The organism is Veillonella ratti (genome assembly GCF_003992115.1).
In the GTDB taxonomy this organism is placed as follows: domain Bacteria; phylum Bacillota; class Negativicutes; order Veillonellales; family Veillonellaceae; genus Veillonella_A; species Veillonella_A ratti.
Genome location: NZ_RQUX01000005.1, coordinates 100,343 through 123,441, shown reverse-complemented (window position 1 = coordinate 123,441; position 23,099 = coordinate 100,343). Strand labels below are relative to the sequence as shown.

Genomic DNA, 23,099 nt, shown 5'->3' with positions numbered 1-23,099 from the left:
ACAATAGGCTCCTCGATACGGGGAGCCTATTGCACTATATATAACTACTGAGAAGGGGAGGGATAGAAGTTACATTTGTTCGTGGAAGGTACGAGAAATAACTTCATCCTGTTGTTGTTTCGTCAATTTGTTGAAGTGCACGGCATAACCGGATACACGAACGGTCAACTGTGGATATTTTTCAGGGTGCTGCTGCGCATCGAGGAGCATTTCACGGTCGAAAACGTTGACGTTCAAATGATGGCCGCCTTTTTCAGAGTAGCCATCCAATAACTCTACTAAATTATCGATTTGTTGTTCGTTGCTCATATTACTTGTCCTCCTTTTCGGAAATGGAAACATTAGGCTCGCGACAGGCCAGGTTTTCATTATTGACAGGTAAACCGGTCGGCATATCGCTCTGTAAAACTGCATCAAGATCCAGATCGATGTCTAAATCACTCATACGAACCATGGTTTCGCCGTTTTTGCCAAGCGCATCCGGAATGATGGAGAAGGTGTTGGAAATACCGTCGCTCGCATCACGCCAAGGTATTTTGGCTACGGAAGCCATGGAAGAAACAGCCCCGTGAGAGTCGCGTCCGTGCATCGGATTAGCACCCGGTGCAAACGGTGTACCCTGTTTACGGCCGTCCGGTGTGCTACCGGTGGCGTTACCGTATACTACATTGGATGTAATTGTCAAAAGGGACATGGTAGGCACACTTTCGCGGTAGGTAGGATGTTTACGGATTTTGTTCATGAATGCGGATACAACGAAGGCCGCCAAATCATCAACACGGTCATCATCGTTACCGTATTTAGGGAAATCCCCTGTGATTTCAAAATCAACAGCTACCCCGTTTTCATCACGAATCGGTTTTACCTTGGCATATTTAATAGCGGACAAGGAGTCGGCTACTACGGATAAACCGGCAATACCGGTGGCAAACCAACGCGTAACCTTGCGGTCGTGAAGTGCCATTTCCAATTTTTCGTATGCATATTTATCGTGCATGTAGTGAATGATGTTGAGGGCATTCACGTAAACGCCGGCCAACCATTCCATCATGTCGTCAAAACGTTCCATTACTTCATCGAAATCAAGGTATTCGGAAGTAATCGGACGATATTTAGGTCCAACTTGTTTTTTGAGTTTTTCATCGACACCGCCGTTGATTGCATAGAGCAAGCATTTAGCGAGGTTACAACGAGCGCCGAAGAACTGCATTTCTTTACCGATACGCATTGGCGATACGCAGCAGGCGATAGCATAGTCGTCACCGCTGTTAGGACGCATCAATTCGTCGTTTTCATACTGAATCGAAGACGTTTGGATGGACAATTTAGCACAGAAACGTTTGAAACCGTCCGGCAAGCGAGGGGACCAGAGAACGGTGAGGTTCGGTTCCGGAGCCGGGCCTAAGTTGGTAAGCGTGTGCAAGTAACGGAAGGACATTTTGGATACCAACGGACGACCGTCGGAGCCCATCCCGCCGATGGATTCGGTTGTCCAAACCGGATCGCCGGTGAAGAGGTTATTGTATTCGATAATGCGGGCAAAACGCACCATGCGAAGTTTCATGATGAAATGGTCAACCATTTCCTGAATTTCTTCTTCTGTATAGCGGCCTTCTTTAAGGTCACGTTCAGCGTAGATGTCGAGGAAGACAGTGTTACGGCCGATAGACATGGCAGCACCGTTTTGCTCTTTAATAGCGCCTAAATAACCGAAGTACAACCACTGAATCGCTTCTTTTACGTCTTTAGCCGGCTGGCTGATATAGAAACCGTAAGAAGCCGCCATGGCTTTTAATTCTTTTAAGGAACGAATTTGGTCGCGAATTTCTTCACGGTCGCGAATAATCGTAGCCGTCATGTCGCCCATAGTGATGGCGAAGTCTTTTTCTTTTTCTTCGATTAAACGGTCAATCCCGTAAAGGGCTACACGGCGATAGTCGCCGATGATACGACCGCGGCTGTACGCATCCGGTAAACCGGTAATAATGTGTGCGGAACGAGCAGCACGCATTTCCGGCGTATACACATCGAAAACACCGTCATTGTGAGTTTTGCGATGCTTTTTGAAAAAGTCTTCCAGCTGAGCGTCCATTTCGAAGCCGTATTCTTGCAAGGCACTCTTGGCTGTACGTAAACCACCGTACGGGAACATAGCGCGTTTTAACGGTTTATCGGTTTGAAGACCAACGATTTGCTCTAATTCTTTGATAATGTAGCCGGGGCCGTGGGAGGACACCGAAGTGGCAATATCCGTATCGGCATCAATAACGCCGCCTTTTTCTTTTTCTTCCTCATACAGACGAAGAACTTCTTGCCAAAGTTTAAGAGTACGATCCGTAGGACCGGCTAAAAATGAGTCGTCCCCAACATAGGGGTTATAGTTACGTTGGATAAAGTCACGAACGTCAATGGCTTTATCCCATACACCTGTAATGAAGCCTTTCCATGCAGTATTTTGCATTGTGGCACCTCCATTAAGGAAATAAAGAATTATTATAAGATGCTTTAAGTGTATACCGAATTGGTATTTAATTCAATAATTGTAATGATATTAATTTTCGATTGTTGAAATGCTAAAAATAAAAGATGTGTAAAAATAAGACTTTTTATGACATATCTATAAAAATTTATGTCAAAAAAAACAAAAATTATTGTTAGCTATCATTACGGTGTATGACTGAAAAATGTCTTTTTGGATTATTTTGGGTTTAATCGATTCTGACATTTTCTATGAGTTTATTATAAAACAAAGTATAATGCTATTCGGTAGCTATGGCTACAAATTTAATAGGAATTAAAAATATAGCGCCGCTGAAACTTTGAAATTTACTTGCATTATATATTTAAAATTTTAAATATAGTGTGAACATAAACGTAAAATACCTTTTGAAATATAAAATAACACACTTACAAAATGTTTATTCTAAATTTACGTTTTTACTACTAGACAAGATAAATGAAAAATGTTATCATTAACCAATAGAAAGATTGAAAAAATTAAATCTAGTGAATTACGGTTGTCATAAGACAATTTCTGATTATATAATTTGATAATTCTTTTTCGTAACACTTTGTTATGTATTATGTTTTTATCCCCTTGGACGGGGAAGGAGGTATTTTTATGGCATACACATTACCTGAATTACCATACGCTTACGAAGCTTTAGAACCGCATATCGATGCAGAAACAATGCATTTTCATCATGATAAACACCACAACACTTATGTTGTTAACTTAAACGCTGCTATTGAAAAACATCCTGAATTGGGTGAAAAAGACGTAGAAGCGTTGATTACTGACTTAAACGCTGTACCGGAAGATATCCGCACGGCTGTCCGCAACAATGGCGGCGGTCATGCTAACCATACATTCTTCTGGAACATTTTGGCACCAAATGCAGGCGGTAACCCTACGGGCGCTATTGCAGGTGCTATCGATGAAGCTTTCGGCAACTTCGAAAACTTCAAAGCTGAATTCGGCAAAGCCGCTACCGGTCGTTTCGGTTCCGGTTGGGCTTGGCTCGTAGTAAACAACGGCAAATTGGAAATCTTGTCCACCGCTAATCAGGACTCCCCGCTTAGCGACGGCAAAACTCCGGTATTGGGCCTTGATGTGTGGGAACATGCATACTACTTGAAATACAAGAATGCTCGTCCTGACTACATCGCCGCTTTCTGGAATCTCGTTAATTGGGATCAAGTAAACGCTCATTATGCGGCAGCTACTAAATAAGAGCTGACTGCTTGATGTGAGCCTCGAATGGCTCGTATAATTACATAGTTTGTGAAAACGCCCCCACTTGCACAGCGTGCAAGCGGGGGCGCTTTTTTGTTGGCTCAATTAATTTTTTGCGGATAGGAGAAATGCTTGATGAAATTGATTAAATCTTTCATAGCGTAGGATAGATATTTGTTTTTGCGAAAGACTAAACCGATGGTCACGGTCAGGGGCGGATCCATGGAAATCAGTTGGACATCATTTCGATCTAATTTGGCTATATCCAATAAAAAGGAGAGCCCCACGCCTTTGGCTACGGAATCAATATTTGTTTTAATCTGATTGGATGAGAGTACGATTTTAGGCAAAAAGCCACATGCTTCGCAGTTGGCCAATACATTTTTACGATGGACCGAATCTATTTTCATCAAGATAAGCGATTCTTCTTTGAATTTGTCAAAGGGGACTTGGGTGAGGCTGTGAAAAGGATGCCCGCTGGGAATACATAACTTATGTTCACTTTTAAAGAGGGGAATCGCTTCCAGCTTCGGCGATATATTATCGATAATGACAATCCCCAAATCGGCTTCATCGGCTAACACTCGCTCAGACACACCGACAGAGCCTTCTTCGAGGATATTTAACTCCCACTGAGGATATTCTTGGCGGAAGTGATTCAGTAACGGCGTGAACAAATAGGCACTAATCATCGGCGGGATACCGATGGTTACCGTGCCGGAGAGCTTATGTCGCTCATCTTTAATTTCGGCCACTGAGTTTTCCAGCTCCGCCAATACGTGTTTAATCGATGTATAAAATTGTTGCCCTTTTTCAGTTAAGGTCATCTTTTTATACTCTCTTTTAAACAACTCGACGCCTAATTCATCCTCTAACTTTTTTATGGCAACGGTAATATTAGGTTGTGATACATAGTGTTGCTGTGCGGCCTTGGTCATGTTACCCAGTTCGGCTACTGAAATGAAAAATTCTAATTGTTTTAGCTCCATAGTACCATCCTTGCTGTATAGTGCGAATATAATGATACGCTAAATATAAATTATATTTAGTCCTATAAATGAAATTTATTGCATAATTATTATAACATATTTCACAAAAAGTTATAGTCTTGTTATGCTTGTGCTAACAAAAGTTGTTACAACACAAAGGATAAAAGTTTAGTGTATTTCAAATTAGGAGGGTTAACATGAGAGTATTACAGACAGAAGCCTTAATTCCTGTCATTGAAAAGTTATGTATCAAAGCCTGCTGTGAATTAAATGATAATGTAATGGATGCATTCCGTAAAGCCGTTGAAAATGAAGAGTCGCCAATTGGCAAAAAAGCCTTGGAAATTATTGTTGAAAACGGTGAATTTGCTAAAAAAGAACAATTGCCATGTTGTCATGACACCGGCGTAGCTGTCGTACTCTTAGAATGTGGCCAGGAAGTGGCTTGGGAAGGTATGCCGTTGGAAGATGCCGTTAATGAAGGGGTTCGTCGCGGTTATACGAACGGTTATTTACGTAAATCGGTAGTAGCGGATCCGTTGAATCGTGAAAACACCAATGATAATACACTGGCTATGTTGCATGTTGAAATCGTACCGGGCGATCAAGTAAAAGTAACGGTTATGCCAAAAGGTGGCGGCAGTGAAAATATGGGTGCCTTTAAAGTATTATTACCGGGTGACGGCAAAGAAGGGGTAAAACAATTTTTACTTGAAACTGTAGCTAAAGTAGGCGGTAATCCTTGCCCACCGTATATTATCGGTATCGGTATCGGCGGCACCATGGATACATGTGCTTGGATGGCGAAAAAAGCCTTACTTCGTCCTATCGGTGAACACAATCCAAATCCATACTATGCTGAATTAGAAAAAGAATTCTTGGAAGCAGTTAATAAATCGGGCGTTGGTCCTATCGGTATGGGCGGTACGGTAACGGCCTTGGATGTACATATTGACTATCATGGTGTACATATTACAGCTTTGCCGGTAGCTATTAATTTCCAATGTAATGCAGCACGTCAAGCAAGTGAAGTTATTTAGGAGGCTATTATGGAACGGGATGTACAATTACCATTAACGAAAGAATTTGTAAAACCATTAAAAGTAGGGGACGTTTTATATTTATCCGGCTATGTATATACTTGTCGTGATGCGGCGCATAAACGTATTCAGGACTTATTGGAAGCCGGCGAAGAATCACCGTTAGACTGGACGAATCAATTGGTATATTATGCCGGTCCATGTCCACCGCAACCGGGTCAGGTATTTAACTCCAATGGGCCTACAACTGCGGCTCGTATGGATCCGTTTGTAGAAATGATGTTTAAATTGGGCGTCGTAGCTTTCTTGGGTAAAGGTGACCGCGCACCTTATGTAGCCGATTTATGTAAAAAATACGGTGGTGTATCCTTATTAGGTGTAGGTGGAGCGTCAGCCATCAACGCGGCTCGCATTAAGTCGGCTGAAGTTGTTCTGTATCCTGAATTGGGTACTGAGTCTATTAAAAAGTTATACTTTGACCGTTTCCGCGTAATCGTAGGGATTGATACAGAAGGTAATGTATTGCAGAAACAAGAAGTGGCAAAATATAAACGTGATTAATCGCGTAGAGCGTTGCTTATGTTCGTGTGATTAGAAAGCATACTTTTGGATTAGGTACATAGGGATAGTTATGAACAATAAGAGTAAAACGATAGCGTCTTGGATAATACCGATTATGGTCGGTGTTATCATAGCCGTTTTACCGGTGCCGGCGGGCTTGTCCACGCAGGCATGGTATTTGCTGGCTATATTTTTGAGTACGATTATTGGGTTCATAATGCAACCGCTGCCGATTGGCGCTATTGCATTAATCAGTATTACAATCACCCAATTAGCGAATGTTTTAAAACCGAGTCAAGCGTTAGCCGGCTTTGGCAATAGCAGTATTTGGTTAATTGTGGCAGCCTTTTTGTTTGCGAAGAGTTTTATAAAAACAGGGCTCGGTCGCCGCATAGCATTTTGGGTAATTACTAAAATGGGAACGAGCACGTTAAAATTGGCTTATACGATTATTTTGAGCGATTTGATTATCAGTCCGGCCACACCTTCTAATGCAGCGCGCGCCGGCGGTATATTGTTTCCTATCGTTCGGGGGTTGGCGTCGGCCTTCGATTCCGAACCGAATAAAAATCCTCGTCGGGTTGGCGCCTTTTTGATTCAAGCTGAATACCAGGGGAACACCGTAACATCGGCTATGTTTATGACGGCGATGGCGGGGAACCCATTGGCCATTTTATTGGCCAGTCAGGCTTTAGGTATTAATATGACGTGGGGGACTTGGGCGTTGGCTGCCATTGTACCCGGTCTCATTGCGTTGGCCGTGATTCCGTATTATCTGTATAAAGTGTATCCGCCGGAACTGAAGAAGACGCCGGAAGCACAAGCCTTGGCACAGCAAGAGTTAGCGGAGATGGGACCTATAAGTTATGCTGAAAAAGCCGTAGCCTTTATATTCGTAGGGGCGTTGTTGTTGTGGAGCACATCGAACCTTACGGGCTTAAATGCAACCGTAGTTGCTTTATTGGGCGTGTCCAGTATGCTGGTGACCAAAATTTTGTCTTGGCAGGATGTATTGGATGAAAAAGGTGCTTGGGACACACTCGTTTGGATGGGGACTTTGGTAGGCTTAGCAGGGCAGTTGGCTAAATCCGGTGTCATCGATTGGATGTCGGGGCATATCAGCAGTGCTTTAGTCGGTGTATCCTGGCTCGCAACCTTGGTTATTCTATTGCTTATCTATTTCTATATTCATTACGGCTTTGCCAGCTTGACGGCTCATATTACAGCATTGTACTCGACCTTTATTACCATTGCTGTAGCAGCCGGTGCACCGGCTTATTTAGCTGTATTGGTATTCGCCTTCGCTTCTAATTTATGCATGTCGCTGACTCATTACGCAGCGGCTCCGGCGCCGATTTACTTTGGGGCCGGTTATGTACCGCAATCGATGTGGTGGAAGTTGGGCTTTCAAGTCTCTGTCATTAATATAGTAATCTGGTTTGGCATCGGCTCCGTTTGGTGGAAAGTATTGGGCCTTTGGTAAAAGCAGATCTATATGCTTTGGTAGTGAAATTTAATAGTGATATATAAAAAGTGACTGTAGCTAATATGCGAATAAGCATTTAGTTACAGTCACTTTTTAGGTTATATAGATATTGCTTTAGATAAGTTCCTTATTATCTTCAAAAAACTGAATGAATTCCTGCATGCCCGGTGTCCGAACAGTCTGTTTATTTGTTGCCAGAACAATGGTGATAGGGAAGGTTATATCTGTGAGGAGACGAACCAGATTATCTTTAGGGGTAACGACTTTGTCGGTCATAAAGGCAGCGGCAGCCGAACTTCCGACTAATTGCTTGATAGTGTGGATTTGATTCGTGCGTAAGCGGATTCTAGGGTTCACGTTATAGAGCTGGAAATACTTGGTAATGATGGCCTGTATATAGGATGTTTCTTTGTAAAAAATCATAGGGATATTTTTATAATCATTTAAGGTAAGCAGATGATTGGGGCGACTTTCGGCAAGTTGCACCAACGGATCGTCCGGGCCAACATAAAGATGATATTCGGTTTTCAATAATGTAGTAAAGTCTAACAATTGGGCATCTGATTCATTTTCAATGAGGAATGCAATATCTAATTTTTGTTCTTTTAGCATTTGTTTTAAGCGAAGAACGCCGGATTCATAAACTTCAAACTCTATATGGGGATAGGCTTTTTGAAAGTGGTTAAAGATGATCGGAAATATAAAGGGACTCATCATAGGGGCTACGCCTAAGCGAATAAATTGGCGACCTTTCTGTAACAGCTTGATGCGCTCCTCCAAGTTAGCTGTGTGATTTAATAGGGCCGTTACTTCCATATAAAATTGTTTGCCTGTTTCAGTTAAAGTTAGTTGTCGTTTACTTCTATCGAAGAGCGAAAGTTGTAATTCGGCTTCTAAATTTTTTAAAGCCACGGAAAGGCTGGGTTGTGTAATTAATAGTTTTTTGGCCGCTTCGTGGACCGATTTAGAGTTAACGACGGTATAGAAGTAGTTCAGCTGTGTCAGGGTAATCGTATTCAATAAATCCAAAACAGAGCCCTCCTTTAATTGTATGTGCCAAGTAATTGTATTTTATAAATTATGATAGTTTAAAACTATCGAATGATTATTTATTAGTATTTTACACTATATAACTTCAACTGTATACTTTGAGCTATAAGCAAGAAAAGAAAGCAGATTAAGCAGTCCGTTTAGCATACGGACTGTAAGACATTGAAAATTTAGGTATTGGCAATGAAGTACCAGGTAAAATGAGGAGGGTATTATGCACGCTATTGAAAAGTTATTGGCTAAAAAAGCCGGTTTGGATTCGGTTAAGACCGGCCAAATTATTAATTGTGAGATTGACTTAGCCGGTATTAATGATTTGTATTTGCAAACAGTTCGTTCCTTTTTTGAAATGGGGGCAACTAAAGTGAGTCATCCGGATCGCATTGCCATGTTTTTAGACCATTATGCACCGGCATCAACGATTACGCAGGCCGATAATCAACGCCAATTTAGAGAGTTTTGCGAAGAACAACATATTGAAAAACTAATGGATATCGACCAAGGCGTTTGCCATCAGGTTGTGGCGGATAAAGGCTGGTCCAGACCGGGGCGTATCATTGTTATTACCGACTCCCATACAACAACGCATGGTGCCTTTGGTGCTTTTGGTACCGGCGTAGGGGCTACCGATTTAGCGATTATTTTAGCAACCGGCCAATTGTGGTTTCGTGTACCTGAAATTATTAAGATTAATTTTGAAGGGACTTTACCGGAAGGGGTGTATGCGAAAGACATTATTTTGCATGCCATCGGTCAATTAAAAGCAGACTTTGCCGTATACAAAGCGGTTGAATTTGCGGGACCTGTTATTGATGCCTTGAGTGTGTCCGAACGCATGGCATTATGCAATATGACCACTGAAATGGGTGCTAAAACTTCCTACATCCAGCCGGATGCGGTAACCAAAGAATTTTTGGCAAGCAAAGGCTTAGTAGAAGGTAAAGACTATGAAGTTTACACAACTGATGCGGATTTCAAGTATGCCGATGAAATCACTTTTAATGTGAGTGATCTTACACCGCAAGTAGCAGCACCATCCAGTGTAGATAATGTGTTTGATTTGAAAAAATATGAAGGCCAGGCGATTAATCAGGCTTATTTGGGTTCTTGTACCGGCGGCCGCGTAGAAGATTTAAAAGTGGCTGCTGAAATTGTGAAAGGTAAACACATTCCCCGTCTTGTTCGTTTTGTCATTGTACCGGCCTCAAAAGGTGTATTTTTAGAAGCTATGGCTAAAGGCTATGTACAGACCTTGGTTGAAGCGGGGGCTACGTTCGTAACACCGGGCTGTGCGGCATGTTTGGGTACGCACGAAGGTATGATTTCATCCGGTGAATATTGTATTACGACAACCAATCGTAACTTCCCGGGCCGCATGGGCTCTACAGATGCTCATATTTTCTTGGCCTCGCCGGCAACCGTGGCGGCATCGGCTATTAACGGTAAGATTACTGATCCCACACCATACTTATAATTCGTAGGTAATGGTATACAGTGAAAAGAGTAATAGTCAGTGAGGAGAATAGTTATGGACAAAATTATTAAGGGCGAAGTATTTACTTTTGGCAACAATATTGATACAGATCAGATTTATCCGGGGCGCTTTGTAGAACTTACCGATTTGAAAGATATCGTACCGCACACCATGCAGGGCGCTGACCCAACGTTTGCGAGTACATTTAAAGCCGGCGACATTGTTGTGGGCGGTACCAATTTCGGTTGCGGCTCTTCCCGTGAGCATGCGGCGATTTGTTTGAAAGGCATTGGAGCCGGCGCCGTAATTGCGGAATCATTTGCACGAATTTTTTATCGGAACGGCATTAATCTTGGATTGCCACTCGTAGTGTGTCCCGGTATTAGTAAAATGGATTTAAATCATAAAGAAATCTCGCTAGATTTGGAAGCAGGTACGCTCACCGCAGACGGTAAGGTTGTGGCTCAAGTGGAACCTTTCACGCCGTATGTGTTATCTATTCTTGAAGCGGGTGGCATCAAGAATATGATTCGGGCAAAACTGAACGCCTAATATATAGGAGGTATGGGTATGTTGGAAGATAAATACTTTCCGGGATTTAAACAACAATTTATAGAAACCGAGCCCGGTCTTAAAATTAATACTTGGATAGGCGGCCATGGGGATACGGCGGTACTTTTATTGCATGGTCATCCGGAAACGCATTTAATCTGGCGGTTTTTGGCGCCACGCTTGGCTGAGCAATATACGGTGGTTATGACGGATCTTCGTGGTTATGGCGACAGTTCAAAGCCAAAGGGTTTACCTGATCATGCTAATTATTCGAAACGAGTTATGGGGGAAGATCACTTTACGGTGATGAATAAGCTTGGTTTTGAAAAATTCCATCTCATTGGTCATGATCGTGGTGCTCGTGTTTGTCATCGCATGATAGTAGATAAACCGGAGCGCATTTTAACATGCACCATGATGGATATTTTACCGACTTTGGAAATGTATGCCGACACGAATGAAGAATTTGCCACTAAATACTATCATTGGTTTTTCTACATTCAGCCAAACGGTTTTCCGGAAACTTTATTGGGGGCGGCACCGGAATATTTCATTCGTTTTAATTTAGAACGCAAAATCGGACCGACTGCACGGGCTAACTTTCCGGAAGACGTAATGCAGGAATATATTCGTTGTTTTTCAAATCCGGCTACAATTCATGGCATTTCGGAAGATTATAGGGCATCAGCCACGATTGACCGTGAGTTTGACAAAAAAGATATTGACGATAAGGTAATTATAAAGACGCCGTTATTAGTTATGTGGGGTAAAAACGGCGTAGTCGGTAAGCTGTGGGATGTGTTAGCCGGTTGGCAAACCAAAGCGGAACAGGTTGAAGGCTATGGTATCGACAATTGCGGGCACTTTGTACCGGAAGAGCAACCGGATATGGTTAATCAGTATATTTTTGATTTTTTAGCAAAATATAAATCATAACTATTAAGTGTCTTGAATTTAATAGCGTATTTTATCGGTTAAGAAAAGCTGTCAGACCAGGCGGCTTTTCTTTTTTTACCATAATTTTGAGGATAAAACTATTGAGAAGTGGTATCATATACATAGAAACGAAATTATTCAATATAATAGAATGCAATTAATTACAATGTAATAGAATACAATTAATTGCAATATAATAGAAGGTAATTGATATAATATAAATCAGCAAGAATGCTGAACGTGTTTTTAGAATTAAACTCGTAGTATAAGAAATAAGGACACAACATGGATAACGAAAAGAATTTACGCATATTAAGCATTAATCCGTTTGCCTTGGCGCAGATGGATAATCCGACGGACGAGATGAAGTTGACGGCGTTGCGCAAAAACGGCATGGTGCTGCAGTTTATCAAAAATCCGACGCCGGAAATGATAGATATGGCTCTGTCGAACGCACCGCGGGCCATTCAGTACATTGAAAACCCGTCCCATGAAATACTGGAACAAGTGGTAAGCAAGGGCTGGAACAATTTGGGCCTGATTGAAAATCCCGACGAATCGTTGATTCGCTTGGCCTTAGCTGAGTCGGGATGGGCCATTCAATATGTAAAAGATCCGAGCGAAGAACTTCAGATTTTGGCGGTCACGTCGAATTATGATGCTATCAAATTTATTGAGAATCCGTCCAAAGCGGTGCAGCTTGCTGCGGTAGGTCAGAATTATCAGGCTCTCAGCTATATTAAAAATCCGGTACCGGAAGCCATTGATTTGGCGGTCACTTTAGACCCGCAGGCCGTACGCTTGTTGGGTACGGTGACAGTGGATCAAGCACTCCATTTTATCGGCATCAGCAGTTTGATTACGAAGTATTTGCCACCGGATTACATGATTCCGCCGATTTACTTGGAAGAACGGTTGAAAGAAATTTTGGCTGATGAAAACACGAGCGAACAGTATGTGCGTGATTTACTTAATTGCACGTACATCGGTAAGCATAATAAAGGCTTTGAAGCGGATGTGGTCGGTCTTATCGACCAATTTGGTACGCAAAAAGCACGCCGCATTGCGGTGGATGAGCTTTTGAAGTTCTAAAGACTTTTAATACGGCCCATCTCAGTTGATGAGCGTCTAAAATTCTAAACTATTGAGAGCTAAGTAACTGAGATTTTAAAACTGTTCAAATTTTAATAGAGTTCGGACGCTTATGTAAAAGCTGTCCCGGATGAAAATCATAATTTAAAATATATTAAATAAGGGAAAAGGAAACATATATGAACTTTGTAGAAACAATGAGAAGTGTTGAGTTGGTATTATCGGCCGGTCAGGTACCGCTTTTAGTCGGTGAAACGGGGATTGGTAAGACCTCCTTGGCACATCGTTTGGCCGTTAAAAACGGCTGGTCCCTCGTAACCATCGACGGCAACTTATTAAAAGAAGGCGAAATCGGCGGTTTACCGACGGTAGACAGTTTTTCACGCAAAATGAATGACGGCACGACGGTTACGGAAAAAGTGACAGTCTATGCCATTCACTATAAATTAAAACAGATTGCCGACTATATGGCGGCCGGCCAGCAGGTGCTCTTGTTCATCGACGAAATCAACCGCTGTGAACATGCGGTGCAGCAGGAATTGATGAACCTTATTTTGAACCGTGAAATCAACGGTTTTAACCTTGGCCATTCCGTACACATCGTAGCGGCCATGAACCCGACTAACAGTTATGATTACCAGACGGTGGAAATGGACGTGGCCCAGCAGAACCGCTTTGTGTGGCTCCAGATGGAACCGGATTACATGCAGTGGCTCGATTGGGCGGCGGAAGCCAAATTGGAACCGATGGTTATGGAATTCATCAGCACCTATCCGGAATATTTGCACAAGATGAACGAAGACGATATTTATGCAACGCCGCGTAGTTATGAACGTGTATCCGCATTGTATGCCATGTACAAAGCGAATAAAGAAGCTATCGGTAAAGATGTGTTCTTCAACGTTATTCGCGGTAATGTGGGTAAGGTGATTGCGCAGGAATTTGTGAGCTTCGTAGAAGCCGACCATGAACCCTTACTCACTTATGATGATGTATTTAACGGTGAAACTATGGCAGAATCCGTTCTTGAACGTCTCAAAAAGGAAAGCCATACTCGTTTGTATTTGACGGCTAAAAACTTAATGCGCGTTATTGAATTGCGGGCGAACCAGTTGTTTGTAGACGAAGCAGCGGCTCAGGCTGTTATTAATCGCTTTATGGACTTTTTAAAAGCCTATCCGGAAGATTTACAGATGGCTGTGATGAAGGATATTCGTAATACCTATCCGCGTTTTTATAAGGAAGCCATCAAAAGTGATGAGTTCGTCAATAACTTTTTTGATTTACAGCGGAGCTTATAAGCTATGAATGGTGAAATAGATATTGTAACCAGACGCACATTGAAACCTGATTGGCAAGTTAATGCCGAAAAGGATAAGAACGGCGGAGCCAAGCCTGAAGCCGGCAATCTTAGTAATCAGGATCCCCTTGAAGCGGAACGAGTGGCTCTATTGGAGATTACCAAAAAACTGGTAACTGCATGGCAGCAAGAGCGTGATGCGCTCCAACGGGCCCAGGAAATTAAGGATAACGCGTATACGAATTCCATCGGCTATGCCATTACGGAAGCGGCGGCGTTGGCGGCGGGCAAACGTGATTTGACGGCCGGAACGACCGATTTTACCGTCGATAAAGACTATGAAAACCGCTTTTTTAAACTGGTCTCTAAATTAAACTTGCGCCTCATCGAAAGTGACTCCTTCTTCGGCTATTTCTTTTTACAGGTCGGTCAGGAATTACGTTTCGGTATGACCAGCGGCACGGGCATTAATTTTAAAGGCAGTCGCTATGTGATGTACTTTAATCCGCTCATTTTTCTCGACATGACGCCGGCGCAAATGATTAGTTCCATTAAGCATGAAATTCTTCATGTGATTTCGCTCCATTTGGTGCGCGCTAAGCGCCTATATCAGCGGTATTCGCCATTGGCTATTAATTTGGCCATGGACATCGTAGTTAACAACTATATCGACCCGTTGCCGCCCAATGCGATTGACGTAAAGTGGCTCAATAAGAACTTCGGCACCACCGTGGTGGCCTTTAAGCCGTTGGAATACTATGTGGACGAGATTCAGGCACACATCGATATTGCCCGTGAAACGGACGGTGAAACGGAAGTTGAGGATACGTTGAGCGATGCGCCGATGAGTAATTCACCGGATGTGGCCGACACCTTTGATGCGGCTAAGAGCCATGATTTGTGGGGCGAATCGGACCAGGTCGATGGCGATTCACAGCAACAGCTCACGAATAAGATGGTTGAAAACTCTGAAAAAGGAGAATTGGCCGGTTATTTGTCGGGTCTTTTGAGCGATATGAAAAAACACCAAGCCTCGTTGCCGTGGTCGGTGTATTTAAAGCGCCTAGTCGGCTCGGTGGCGTGGGGGCATAAAAAAACGACGACCCGTCGTAGTCGTCGTCAGCCGGAACGTTTGGAATTGCGCGGAACCTTGCGCAAACGGCGTGCTAAAGTAGTAGTGGCCCTTGATTGCAGCGGTAGTATTACGGACGGCGCCTTTCGCCAGGCCATGCTTGAAGTATTGGAAATCACCAAGAGCTATGATTTTGAAATTACTGTCGTGGAATGCGACAGCGTCATTCGCCGGACCTACACGGTAAATGCTCTAAAAGATGTGCAGCCCCGAGTAACCGCCAGAGGCAGCACGCTGTTTACTCCGGTTGTTCAGTATGCCAATCAAATGCAAGCGGACCTGCTTGTTTACTTTACGGACGGTAAAGGTGAAAAGCATTTAAAAGTGGATCCGAAACATTATAAAATCCTTTGGGTTTTGGTGGGCGAAGAAGCTAAACTGTCGCTCAAAAATCCATGGGGCCTTGTGAAACATTTGGCGCAGACCATTAAAGATTATGATATGACGGTCGACTATGAGCGTGTAGACGGCTTCTCCATGAATAACCAGGAAGGTTTCTCCATGGCCAATCAGGAACGAGATTGGGAAAAATAAGATATGTAGGTTACGTTTAAGTGACGCCTTAGCGAGCCGAAACTGAGACATAAAAAATGCCACCGAAAGTCGGTGGCATTTTTTGTGCGTTTTTTTACCCAATCCACAGTCCCACACTTACCAACAGATGATAGAGTGTAACGCTGATAGATGTAAATTTCATGGCTTCGTTCATTTTCACCACATCCACATAGCGTTGTAAGATGGCGGCACTTTTAAAGGCCGGGAAGAGGGCGATGATGGCGAGCAAAGATGCGGACGGCAAACGACCTAAGAATACCCACAAGAATAGCCAAAGTACGCAAAAGATAAATAAGGTTCGCAATAAGCGTATCCCTTCATCTTTGCCTAAGAGAATAACCAAGGTACGCCGTCCGTGCGCTTTATCATTGCTGAAGTCGCGCAAATTATTGGTCATCATAATGTTGCCGATGAGGATGGTGGACGGAATAGCGGGAATTAAGAAATCCCAGTATAAGGTACCCGTCCACGTATAGGCCGTAATATAGACGATGGCAAAACCCATGGCTACGCCGGATGCCAGTTCGCCGAAGGGTGTGCGCGAAATCGGTTTTGGACCGCCGGAGTAGAATAAGCTGATCAGAATGCAAACGGCACCGGCCGGTAATAACCACCAGGATACTTGCGAGGCCAAGAAAATGCCGAGCACAAGCGGTGTCAGGGAAAAAATATAGCCCAGTTTTTTTACCTGCTGCGGCGAAATTCCTTCACGTACGATGGTGCCGCTGTTGCCGGCTGCCTGATTAAGGTCGAGGCCGGATTTGAAGTCGAAATATTCATTCCAAATATTGGCGGCAATCTGTGAACTCATGACACAGATTAGAATTAATAAGGTGTAAAACAGGCTTAGCCCGAAGCTGTGAACCGCCGTGTGCTCAGTTGCTGCGTAGGAAGCGCCGAGAATAACGGGGCTGAACGCGGCCGTAAGGGTACGAGGCCGGGCTAAGCGATAAAGTTGTGAAGCAGTCATACAAAATTAGTCCTTTCGACCGAAAAATGGTCCAATTGATAATTGAGGTGGCGATGGTAGTTGCGCCAGCAAAACGCCAAAGCACATGGCTACGAGTCCCCAGATTTCCTGATAATTAAGCCGTTCATCCAAAATTAAATAGCCTAAAATACCGGTGAATACGATTTCAAGACTCAAAATGAGCGAGGCCTCTGTCGGCGGCAATTTGCGTTGCCCTAAAAGCTGCCCTGTAAAACCGATACCAGCGGATAAAACGCCGCCCCAAACGATGAAAAGCCAAGAGTCGGCGATATTTTGAAAAGTTGTAGTTTCCAAAAATAGGGACGCTATGGCCGAGAATAAGGCACAGCCGAAGAATTGGCCCATGGACAATAAGAACGGATTATACTGTTTGGACACCGTATTTAACAGCAAAATGTGAATGGCCCAGAATAAGGTGGAGATTAAGATGATGCCGTCGCCGTAAGATGGGGTGAAGCTATCTTTTAAGCTCAATAAGCCGGCTCCGATGATGGCACAAATAACCCCGCCTAAGGCGGTCAGGCTGAGGCGCTCACCCACAAATAGACCGAGTAAAGGCACAAGCACTACATATAAAGCGGTTAAAAAGGCGGCTTTTGACGCCGTCGTATAGGCGATGGCATATTGTTGCAAACTGGCACCTAAAAATAGCATAAAGCCAAGGGCCAAGGACGGCCATATGATTGAACAGCGCGGCTTTTTCAGAGGTGCTCCGGTTTTTATAATAAAATAAAACGGACTTACGGTTAATACTCCCAACAAAAAGCGTATCGCATTGTACGCATTGGGACCGATTACATCAGACGCAAGACGCTGGGCTACGAAGGTGGAGCCCCAAACAAACGCAGTGAGTAATAAACATAAGCGAGCTTGTAACATAAAAAGAGGATTCCTTTCTATAAATGTAGAATTATATAAAGATAACCCTTAACAATTGTAACTAAAATAAACTTAGTTGTAAATTGTTACCCCCAAAGGTTTATTAACTTTTGTCTCAAGAAGTGTGGTATTTACTGAAGTTTTACACTTCCCATAAATACTCCATTACCTCTAGTATATCGGGTTAAAAGTTTATGTCAACTTATTTATATATTTATTAGAAGAGATGAGGAATGTACTGTGATTAGTAAAGCTTTATTAACGGATTTGTATCAATTTACCATGATGCAAGGGTTATTTAAGGAAGGTCTGCATCGTACTCCTTGCGTTTTCGACCGTTTTTATCGTAAAAACCCCTTTGATGGTGCGTATACGGTAGTGGCCGGCTTAGAGCACGTCATCGATTATTTAAAAAATCTGTCCTTCAACGAAGATGATATTGCCTATTTACGTGAAACCGGTTTATTTGAAGAAGATTTTCTCGACTATTTAAAAGATTTTCGCTTCACCGGCAGTGTGTATGCCGCACTGGAAGGGACTGTTGCCTTCCCGGGGGAATTGTTGCTTCGCATTGAAGCACCTAAAGACGAAGCGATGCTCATTGAAACGCCTTTATCCATGTATCTCAATCATGAATCGCTGATTGCCACGAAAGCGCGTCGTATCCGTAGTGTGGCCGGCAATGACAGCCTCGCCGAATTCGGTATGCGTCGGGCTCAAGGGACCAATGCCGCCGTTTACGGTGCTCGTGCCTCTATTATCGGCGGTTTTAACGGAACTAGTAATGTGTACTCCGCATCACAATACGGCATCAAACCGGTAGGGACTATGGCTCACAGCTGGATCATGAGTTTCCCCGATGAGTTAACGGCCTTCCGTTCCTATGCGGAACAATACGAAGATATGTTGGTACTCCTCGTAGATACCTATGATACGTTGAAACAAGGTGTGCCAAATGCCATCCAGGTTTTCAAAGAGGTTAAAGAACGTCGCGGCGGTACCATGCCTAAGGGTTACGGCATTCGTCTCGATAGCGGCGACCTGGCTTACTTATCACAGGAAGCTCATCAGATGATGGCCGATGCGGGCTTCCCGGATGCTACGATTTTTGCATCTAACGATTTAGATGAATATACCATCGCTGATTTAAAAAGTCAGGGCAGTACTATTTCTGCTTGGGGCGTAGGCACAAAATTAATCACTGCCGACGGCACCTCCGCATTGGGGGGCGTGTATAAATTAGCCGGTCAATGGAAAACCGACGGCTCCTTCGTACCAACTATGAAGTTTTCAGATAATGTAGAAAAAGTGACGAATCCGGGCCGTAAAAAGGTATTGCGCCTCATCAATCGACGTAACCGCAAGTTAATCGGTGACCTCGTTTGCCTCCTCGATGAAACGATCGATACGACCAAACCGTATACCTTCCAAAATGCCATGTATCCTTGGAAACGAACCCATTTAGCGGCTAATAGCTTCGACGTGGTGGAACTGTTGGTGCCGATTTTTGAAAACGGCAAATTAGTCTACGATGTACCAAGTTTGCCTGAAATCGTAAACTACGCCAATGAACAAATTAAATTACTCTGGCCTGAATATTTCCGCTTGAATCGTCCGCCGATTGTTAAAGTGAATATCAGTCAAAAATTACACGAACTAAAACAGCAATTATTGCTTGAAAAAGTAAAGCATAATAATCCGGAATTTTCGGAAGAACAAGACTAGATACAGTAGCGCACTATCTATGCGATGTATAAAGAATCGGTTATAGCCACAGGAAAAGTCTAAGAGAATAGTAAAGACTAAGGGAATAGAAAGTAGATATAAAGGAGTGAATCAGATGAAACACAAGTATCTGAAAGGGTTGGTATTGGCTGCATTATTGGGGTTGGCCACACCGGCGATTTCGGGCGTTTCGGCAGCGGAAGTTACAAGCAGTACACTGGCGCCGATTAGTTTACCTTACGGTATCGTACAAAGCAGTGATGCGGTGAAAACAAAAGTGTCACCTGATGCGGCCGCTATTAAACCTCAGCTCGTAAGCACGGTGATGACTACCGTTGATAATAAAACGGTTCGTTTGCCGGCGGGCGTTACCGTATTTGACTTAAAACGAATGATGACGCCAATGGGGATGCTTGACGGTACAAAATCTATTTCCGCTAAGGAATTGAATGCGGAATATGTTAAAGACATTCGTGATATGGCCGGTAAGAAAGAGCTTAACATCGACTCTCTGAAAAATTTTGACGGCTCGATTTATCGCGACTGGAACTTATATCAATTGCGCGGGGAAGATGCGGAAGGTGTTCACACGGCCTATGTAGTAGATTTGGCATTGGGACCTGATTATATCAAAGGTGAACGAGCTAATCTTAAAATCAGTAACGCTTTGTGGGATGCGGCGGATAAATCGGTAGCGAATGCTAAAAAGTCTGCTATAAACAGCAGAGACGGTGTACAAGAGCGCGATTCAATGAAGTTTGCCAAAACGGCGGCCATTGCAGCAGCCTATATGTCGCAAGTATCTAATACGGGTGATTCGAACGATCAATTAGGTCATACGTGGCAGGTGGTTCGTGATTTGGGCGACGAACTGACGAAGCAGCAAGAAGCTATGCTTGCGCCGTATCCGGCTGAATATGATGCGGACGCGTTCTATACGGCTATGGTTAAAGGTACCGAGGCTGTACCTGTGATGCGGGATGCAGCATCATTCAATCAGTTTGTTGACAAACATAAGAACAATTTGGTGAAAGCCTTAGTGGCGGATCTGGATAAGGCGGCCGGTGAATTGAAAACAGAAGCTGAGACGAATGATCGTGCCAAAGAAAAATTGGAGCTTAATCGGAGCCTTCGCGACGGTTTGAAAAAATTCTTTGCTACGTCGGACATTAAAGCGGATTATTTAGACCAAATGAAACAGTTGAACTCCATCTTTGGGCCGGTCCTATACTCTCAGGCTCGTGAAGTTTTTACCTTTGACAGCTATGAAATTCCGCTCGGTGGTTTGAATTTAGTTCGTTTTGACAAAGAGGGTCCGGTGATAACGGTATTAACCACGAATGACGGGGATTTCGATTATTGGCAAAAACAGTGGCAACGCATGTATAACTTAGAGCCTCAAGTCAGAGCGTTTACCGCTGATGCGAAAAATGCCGCTATTCCGGCTAAAAAACCGACAACGCATATGAAGGCCTTAGGTCATGACGGAAATATCGTAGTACCGCGTGACTTAACGGTTAAAAAGCTATCTGATACGGTGATTGTACCGGCTTTATGGAATTTCTTTGAAAAAGATATGAAAGAGTCGGTAGCGAAAGGACCGGAACTGCGCGACTGGGTAACGGATAAATTATTGGTTGGTGAAGAACGCTTAGATAGTATTAAGCGTTATGAAATGCAAAAAGAACGCTTGCAGTATTTTGAAGATTATCGCCTCGGCGAAAAGACCGATGTGTACCAGTGGCAAATGAAGGATAGTGAAGGTCGCAAGACGGCCACTGTTTTCGGCTTAGTCTTGACGCCGCAAACGACGAAGGGCTATTCAACGATGCTTCAAAAAGACCTTATCGATTTACAGTTGCCACTCCTTAACTCCTATTGGATGCAAGGTGACGGTCGCTTAGAGAACAACGTCTTGGGCGCTACTATTTTTAGCGGTATATCCGATTATGCGTATACTTCGGTAACGATTAAAGACCAGACGCCTTGGGCTTTATTGCCGCATTATACGCATCCGGCTTATATGGCTTCGGCTCGCGTATTTGTGAATGCGAACGGTTTTGAATTGCCGTACTATTTACAAGGCGCCGTTGTACTGACACAGCCAAATCCGGTAGCCTATGTAATGCTTACGTCCGATTTGGAACGTGATGAGTTTGCGCCGCGCTTTGTGCAGTTTATTCAAGAATTATAGACGACTGTAAACTATTGTAAACCTTTATGCATTCAGAGAAAATTTTATAAACGCACAAAGAACCTGATTATTTATAATCAGGTTCTTTGCATATAATAACTATTAGCTTGTCATATTGGTCCCGTTAGTTTCCGGAACGGTTAGGTATAAAATTAGCTCAGTAGGAAACCGGCTATATAGGGGGGTAAGCATTAAGGGGCTAAGCATTAAAATGTATTTTTCGTGGTTCGTTTCGGCCACTTTAGGGGCTCCATGTCAACGCCTTCCAAGGTAAGGAGTTTAACTTTGACGGCTAGTCCGCCGGTGTAGCCTGTAAGGTTATTGTTGGCACCGATGACGCGGTGGCACGGTACGATGATGGGAATCGGATTATGGCCGACGGCACCGCCGATGGCGCGGGCCCGAATTCCGGTATTGTCATCGTTGGGGTAGAGCTTTTTAGCTAAATCACCATACGTAGTGAGTTCACCGTAAGGAATATCTAAAAGAGCTTCCCAAACCTTTTGGCGAAACGGTGTGCCGACGAAACGGATTGGTGGCAATTGATTTGGCGTTTTACCGGCAAAGTATTTGGTGAGCCATTGTTCCGTCGTTTTAAAAATCGGCAAGTTCTTATCGGTAATTTCGTTTTGTTCGGTAGCTAAGGTGTACTGTTGGCTCGGCATGCTGAGGCCAATCAGGTTTTCACCGTCGCTGTACATAGTGATAATACTAATGTCGGGGAATGTGGTACTATAGCTGTATACCGTGGTACGTGTGTTCATGGCAGGAAGCCTCCTAAGATAAATATGTTAACCAAATGTGTAATATTGTTTTCAAAATGAGTGGATGGCATTTTGAGATAAACATTCTAGGCTATTTTGTCCATTTGATATTGTACATCGTCGTAAACTTAATTTATAATAAGTCTATAAGCAAATTATACAAGTTTACGCGTGTGATTGTCTATGAAAGGAGTTTTTTATGAAACCTGTATTTACTGAAAACGCACCTAAAGCCTTAGGCCCTTACTCTCAAGCTATTAAAGCTAACGGTCTTGTATTCATTTCCGGTCAGGGCGGCATCAATCCTGAAACCGGCAAATTGGTTGAAGGTGGCGTTGAAGCTGAAACTTTACAAGCTATGAAAAATATCGAAGCTATTTTGAAAGAAGCTGGCACTGATTTCTCCAAAGTCGTTAAAACGACTTGCTTCTTGGCTGATATTAACGATTTTGCTAAATTTAACGCTATTTATGCTGAATATTTCGTTAGCAAACCAGCTCGCAGTTGTGTAGCTGTTAAAGAATTACCGGCTAACTTCTCCGTAGAAGTTGAAGTAATTGCTGTTGCTGAATAATCTACTGTAATCCTTAACAAAAAACTCCGGTACATGCGGTGGTGCGTGTATCGGAGTTTTTTTGTCCAT

General features: G+C 43.3%; 20 protein-coding genes. 13 read left to right on the top strand and 7 right to left on the bottom strand.

Features of this window, described 5'->3' with window-relative positions; translation table 11 throughout:
* Positions 1–69: 69 nt before the first annotated feature.
* Together grcA3 and pflB are read right to left on the bottom strand one after the other, a co-directional pair.
* On the bottom strand, positions 70–309 hold the full coding sequence (gene grcA3 / locus EO124_RS03690) for an autonomous glycyl radical cofactor GrcA3 (RefSeq protein WP_127058387.1): 240 nt from the start codon (positions 307–309) through the stop codon (positions 70–72).
* A 1-nt stretch (position 310) separates the two neighbouring features.
* Positions 311–2,461, bottom strand: a complete 2,151-nt coding sequence (gene pflB, locus EO124_RS03685; protein ID WP_127058386.1) for a formate C-acetyltransferase — start codon at positions 2,459–2,461, stop codon at positions 311–313.
* Between the two features lie 660 nt (positions 2,462–3,121).
* On the opposite strand from pflB, the gene EO124_RS03680 reads away from it, so the two are divergent.
* Positions 3,122–3,733, top strand: a complete 612-nt coding sequence (locus EO124_RS03680; RefSeq protein ID WP_006555704.1) for a superoxide dismutase — start codon at positions 3,122–3,124, stop codon at positions 3,731–3,733.
* Positions 3,734–3,837: 104 nt separating this feature from the next.
* Here EO124_RS03680 and EO124_RS03675 read toward each other — a convergent pair whose 3' ends face one another.
* On the bottom strand, positions 3,838–4,725 hold the full coding sequence (locus EO124_RS03675) for a LysR family transcriptional regulator (protein ID WP_127058385.1): 888 nt from the start codon (positions 4,723–4,725) through the stop codon (positions 3,838–3,840).
* A 197-nt stretch (positions 4,726–4,922) separates the two neighbouring features.
* On the opposite strand from EO124_RS03675, the gene EO124_RS03670 reads away from it, so the two are divergent.
* The 3 genes from EO124_RS03670 to EO124_RS03660 all read left to right on the top strand — a co-directional run bounded on the left by EO124_RS03670 (position 4,923) and on the right by EO124_RS03660 (position 7,809).
* A complete protein-coding gene (locus EO124_RS03670; protein ID WP_127058384.1) occupies positions 4,923–5,765 on the top strand; it encodes a fumarate hydratase in 843 nt (280 codons plus the stop codon).
* 9 nt (positions 5,766–5,774) lie between these two features.
* Complete coding sequence (locus tag EO124_RS03665) at positions 5,775–6,326, top strand: FumA C-terminus/TtdB family hydratase beta subunit (protein ID WP_127058383.1); 552 nt, start codon at positions 5,775–5,777, stop codon at positions 6,324–6,326.
* A 70-nt stretch (positions 6,327–6,396) separates the two neighbouring features.
* Positions 6,397–7,809 (top strand): anion permease, encoded by a 1,413-nt coding sequence (locus tag EO124_RS03660; protein WP_127058382.1) that lies wholly within the window; start codon positions 6,397–6,399, stop codon positions 7,807–7,809.
* Between the two features lie 117 nt (positions 7,810–7,926).
* Here EO124_RS03660 and EO124_RS03655 read toward each other — a convergent pair whose 3' ends face one another.
* Positions 7,927–8,841 (bottom strand): LysR family transcriptional regulator, encoded by a 915-nt coding sequence (locus EO124_RS03655; RefSeq protein WP_127058381.1) that lies wholly within the window; start codon positions 8,839–8,841, stop codon positions 7,927–7,929.
* A 235-nt stretch (positions 8,842–9,076) separates the two neighbouring features.
* On the opposite strand from EO124_RS03655, the gene EO124_RS03650 reads away from it, so the two are divergent.
* The 6 genes from EO124_RS03650 (at position 9,077) to EO124_RS03625 (ending at position 15,882) form a co-directional block, all read left to right on the top strand.
* A complete protein-coding gene (locus EO124_RS03650) occupies positions 9,077–10,336 on the top strand; it encodes a 3-isopropylmalate dehydratase large subunit (protein WP_127058380.1) in 1,260 nt (419 codons plus the stop codon).
* A 54-nt stretch (positions 10,337–10,390) separates the two neighbouring features.
* On the top strand, positions 10,391–10,888 hold the full coding sequence (locus EO124_RS03645) for a LeuD/DmdB family oxidoreductase small subunit (RefSeq protein WP_127058379.1): 498 nt from the start codon (positions 10,391–10,393) through the stop codon (positions 10,886–10,888).
* 18 nt (positions 10,889–10,906) lie between these two features.
* Complete coding sequence (locus tag EO124_RS03640; RefSeq protein WP_127058378.1) at positions 10,907–11,824, top strand: alpha/beta fold hydrolase; 918 nt, start codon at positions 10,907–10,909, stop codon at positions 11,822–11,824.
* Between the two features lie 285 nt (positions 11,825–12,109).
* Positions 12,110–12,916: a hypothetical protein gene (locus EO124_RS03635; protein WP_127058377.1), complete on the top strand. Its 807-nt coding sequence runs from the start codon at positions 12,110–12,112 to the stop codon at positions 12,914–12,916.
* A gap of 179 nt (positions 12,917–13,095) precedes the next feature.
* On the top strand, positions 13,096–14,217 hold the full coding sequence (locus tag EO124_RS03630) for an AAA family ATPase (RefSeq protein ID WP_127058376.1): 1,122 nt from the start codon (positions 13,096–13,098) through the stop codon (positions 14,215–14,217).
* Between the two features lie 3 nt (positions 14,218–14,220).
* The gene (locus EO124_RS03625) at positions 14,221–15,882 is read left to right on the top strand and encodes a vWA domain-containing protein (RefSeq protein WP_127058375.1); all 1,662 of its coding nucleotides are present in this window, start codon (positions 14,221–14,223) and stop codon (positions 15,880–15,882) included.
* Between the two features lie 94 nt (positions 15,883–15,976).
* Here EO124_RS03625 and menA read toward each other — a convergent pair whose 3' ends face one another.
* Both menA and EO124_RS03615 read right to left on the bottom strand, forming a co-directional pair.
* Positions 15,977–16,873 (bottom strand): 1,4-dihydroxy-2-naphthoate octaprenyltransferase, encoded by an 897-nt coding sequence (menA, locus tag EO124_RS03620; protein WP_127058374.1) that lies wholly within the window; start codon positions 16,871–16,873, stop codon positions 15,977–15,979.
* 6 nt (positions 16,874–16,879) lie between these two features.
* Positions 16,880–17,773: a DMT family transporter gene (locus EO124_RS03615; protein WP_127058373.1), complete on the bottom strand. Its 894-nt coding sequence runs from the start codon at positions 17,771–17,773 to the stop codon at positions 16,880–16,882.
* A 240-nt stretch (positions 17,774–18,013) separates the two neighbouring features.
* On the opposite strand from EO124_RS03615, the gene EO124_RS03610 reads away from it, so the two are divergent.
* Both EO124_RS03610 and EO124_RS03605 read left to right on the top strand, forming a co-directional pair.
* A complete protein-coding gene (locus tag EO124_RS03610) occupies positions 18,014–19,498 on the top strand; it encodes a nicotinate phosphoribosyltransferase (protein WP_127058372.1) in 1,485 nt (494 codons plus the stop codon).
* A 115-nt stretch (positions 19,499–19,613) separates the two neighbouring features.
* Entirely contained in the window at positions 19,614–21,692 is a 2,079-nt protein-coding gene (locus EO124_RS03605; RefSeq protein WP_127058371.1) for a hypothetical protein, read from the top strand.
* Positions 21,693–21,898: 206 nt separating this feature from the next.
* Here the strand turns inward: EO124_RS03605 and EO124_RS10375 are convergent, their stop codons facing one another.
* Positions 21,899–22,456 (bottom strand): methylated-DNA--[protein]-cysteine S-methyltransferase, encoded by a 558-nt coding sequence (locus EO124_RS10375; RefSeq protein WP_127058370.1) that lies wholly within the window; start codon positions 22,454–22,456, stop codon positions 21,899–21,901.
* 199 nt (positions 22,457–22,655) lie between these two features.
* On the opposite strand from EO124_RS10375, the gene EO124_RS03595 reads away from it, so the two are divergent.
* Complete coding sequence (locus tag EO124_RS03595) at positions 22,656–23,030, top strand: RidA family protein (protein WP_127058369.1); 375 nt, start codon at positions 22,656–22,658, stop codon at positions 23,028–23,030.
* Positions 23,031–23,099 lie beyond the last annotated feature (69 nt).

Coding starts and splice junctions, on each gene's coding strand:
- EO124_RS03675 (WP_127058385.1), bottom strand. CDS start 4,725: ATGGAGCTAAAACAATTAGAATTTTTCATTTCAGTAGCCGAACTGGGT.
- EO124_RS03615 (WP_127058373.1), bottom strand. CDS start 17,773: ATGTTACAAGCTCGCTTATGTTTATTACTCACTGCGTTTGTTTGGGGC.
- pflB (WP_127058386.1), bottom strand. CDS start 2,461: ATGCAAAATACTGCATGGAAAGGCTTCATTACAGGTGTATGGGATAAA.
- EO124_RS03645 (WP_127058379.1), top strand. CDS start 10,391: ATGGACAAAATTATTAAGGGCGAAGTATTTACTTTTGGCAACAATATT.
- EO124_RS10375 (WP_127058370.1), bottom strand. CDS start 22,456: ATGAACACACGTACCACGGTATACAGCTATAGTACCACATTCCCCGAC.
- EO124_RS03595 (WP_127058369.1), top strand. CDS start 22,656: ATGAAACCTGTATTTACTGAAAACGCACCTAAAGCCTTAGGCCCTTAC.
- EO124_RS03635 (WP_127058377.1), top strand. CDS start 12,110: ATGGATAACGAAAAGAATTTACGCATATTAAGCATTAATCCGTTTGCC.
- EO124_RS03640 (WP_127058378.1), top strand. CDS start 10,907: ATGTTGGAAGATAAATACTTTCCGGGATTTAAACAACAATTTATAGAA.
- grcA3 (WP_127058387.1), bottom strand. CDS start 309: ATGAGCAACGAACAACAAATCGATAATTTAGTAGAGTTATTGGATGGC.
- EO124_RS03680 (WP_006555704.1), top strand. CDS start 3,122: ATGGCATACACATTACCTGAATTACCATACGCTTACGAAGCTTTAGAA.
- EO124_RS03650 (WP_127058380.1), top strand. CDS start 9,077: ATGCACGCTATTGAAAAGTTATTGGCTAAAAAAGCCGGTTTGGATTCG.
- EO124_RS03660 (WP_127058382.1), top strand. CDS start 6,397: ATGAACAATAAGAGTAAAACGATAGCGTCTTGGATAATACCGATTATG.
- EO124_RS03625 (WP_127058375.1), top strand. CDS start 14,221: ATGAATGGTGAAATAGATATTGTAACCAGACGCACATTGAAACCTGAT.
- EO124_RS03665 (WP_127058383.1), top strand. CDS start 5,775: ATGGAACGGGATGTACAATTACCATTAACGAAAGAATTTGTAAAACCA.
- EO124_RS03605 (WP_127058371.1), top strand. CDS start 19,614: ATGAAACACAAGTATCTGAAAGGGTTGGTATTGGCTGCATTATTGGGG.
- EO124_RS03630 (WP_127058376.1), top strand. CDS start 13,096: ATGAACTTTGTAGAAACAATGAGAAGTGTTGAGTTGGTATTATCGGCC.
- EO124_RS03670 (WP_127058384.1), top strand. CDS start 4,923: ATGAGAGTATTACAGACAGAAGCCTTAATTCCTGTCATTGAAAAGTTA.
- menA (WP_127058374.1), bottom strand. CDS start 16,873: ATGACTGCTTCACAACTTTATCGCTTAGCCCGGCCTCGTACCCTTACG.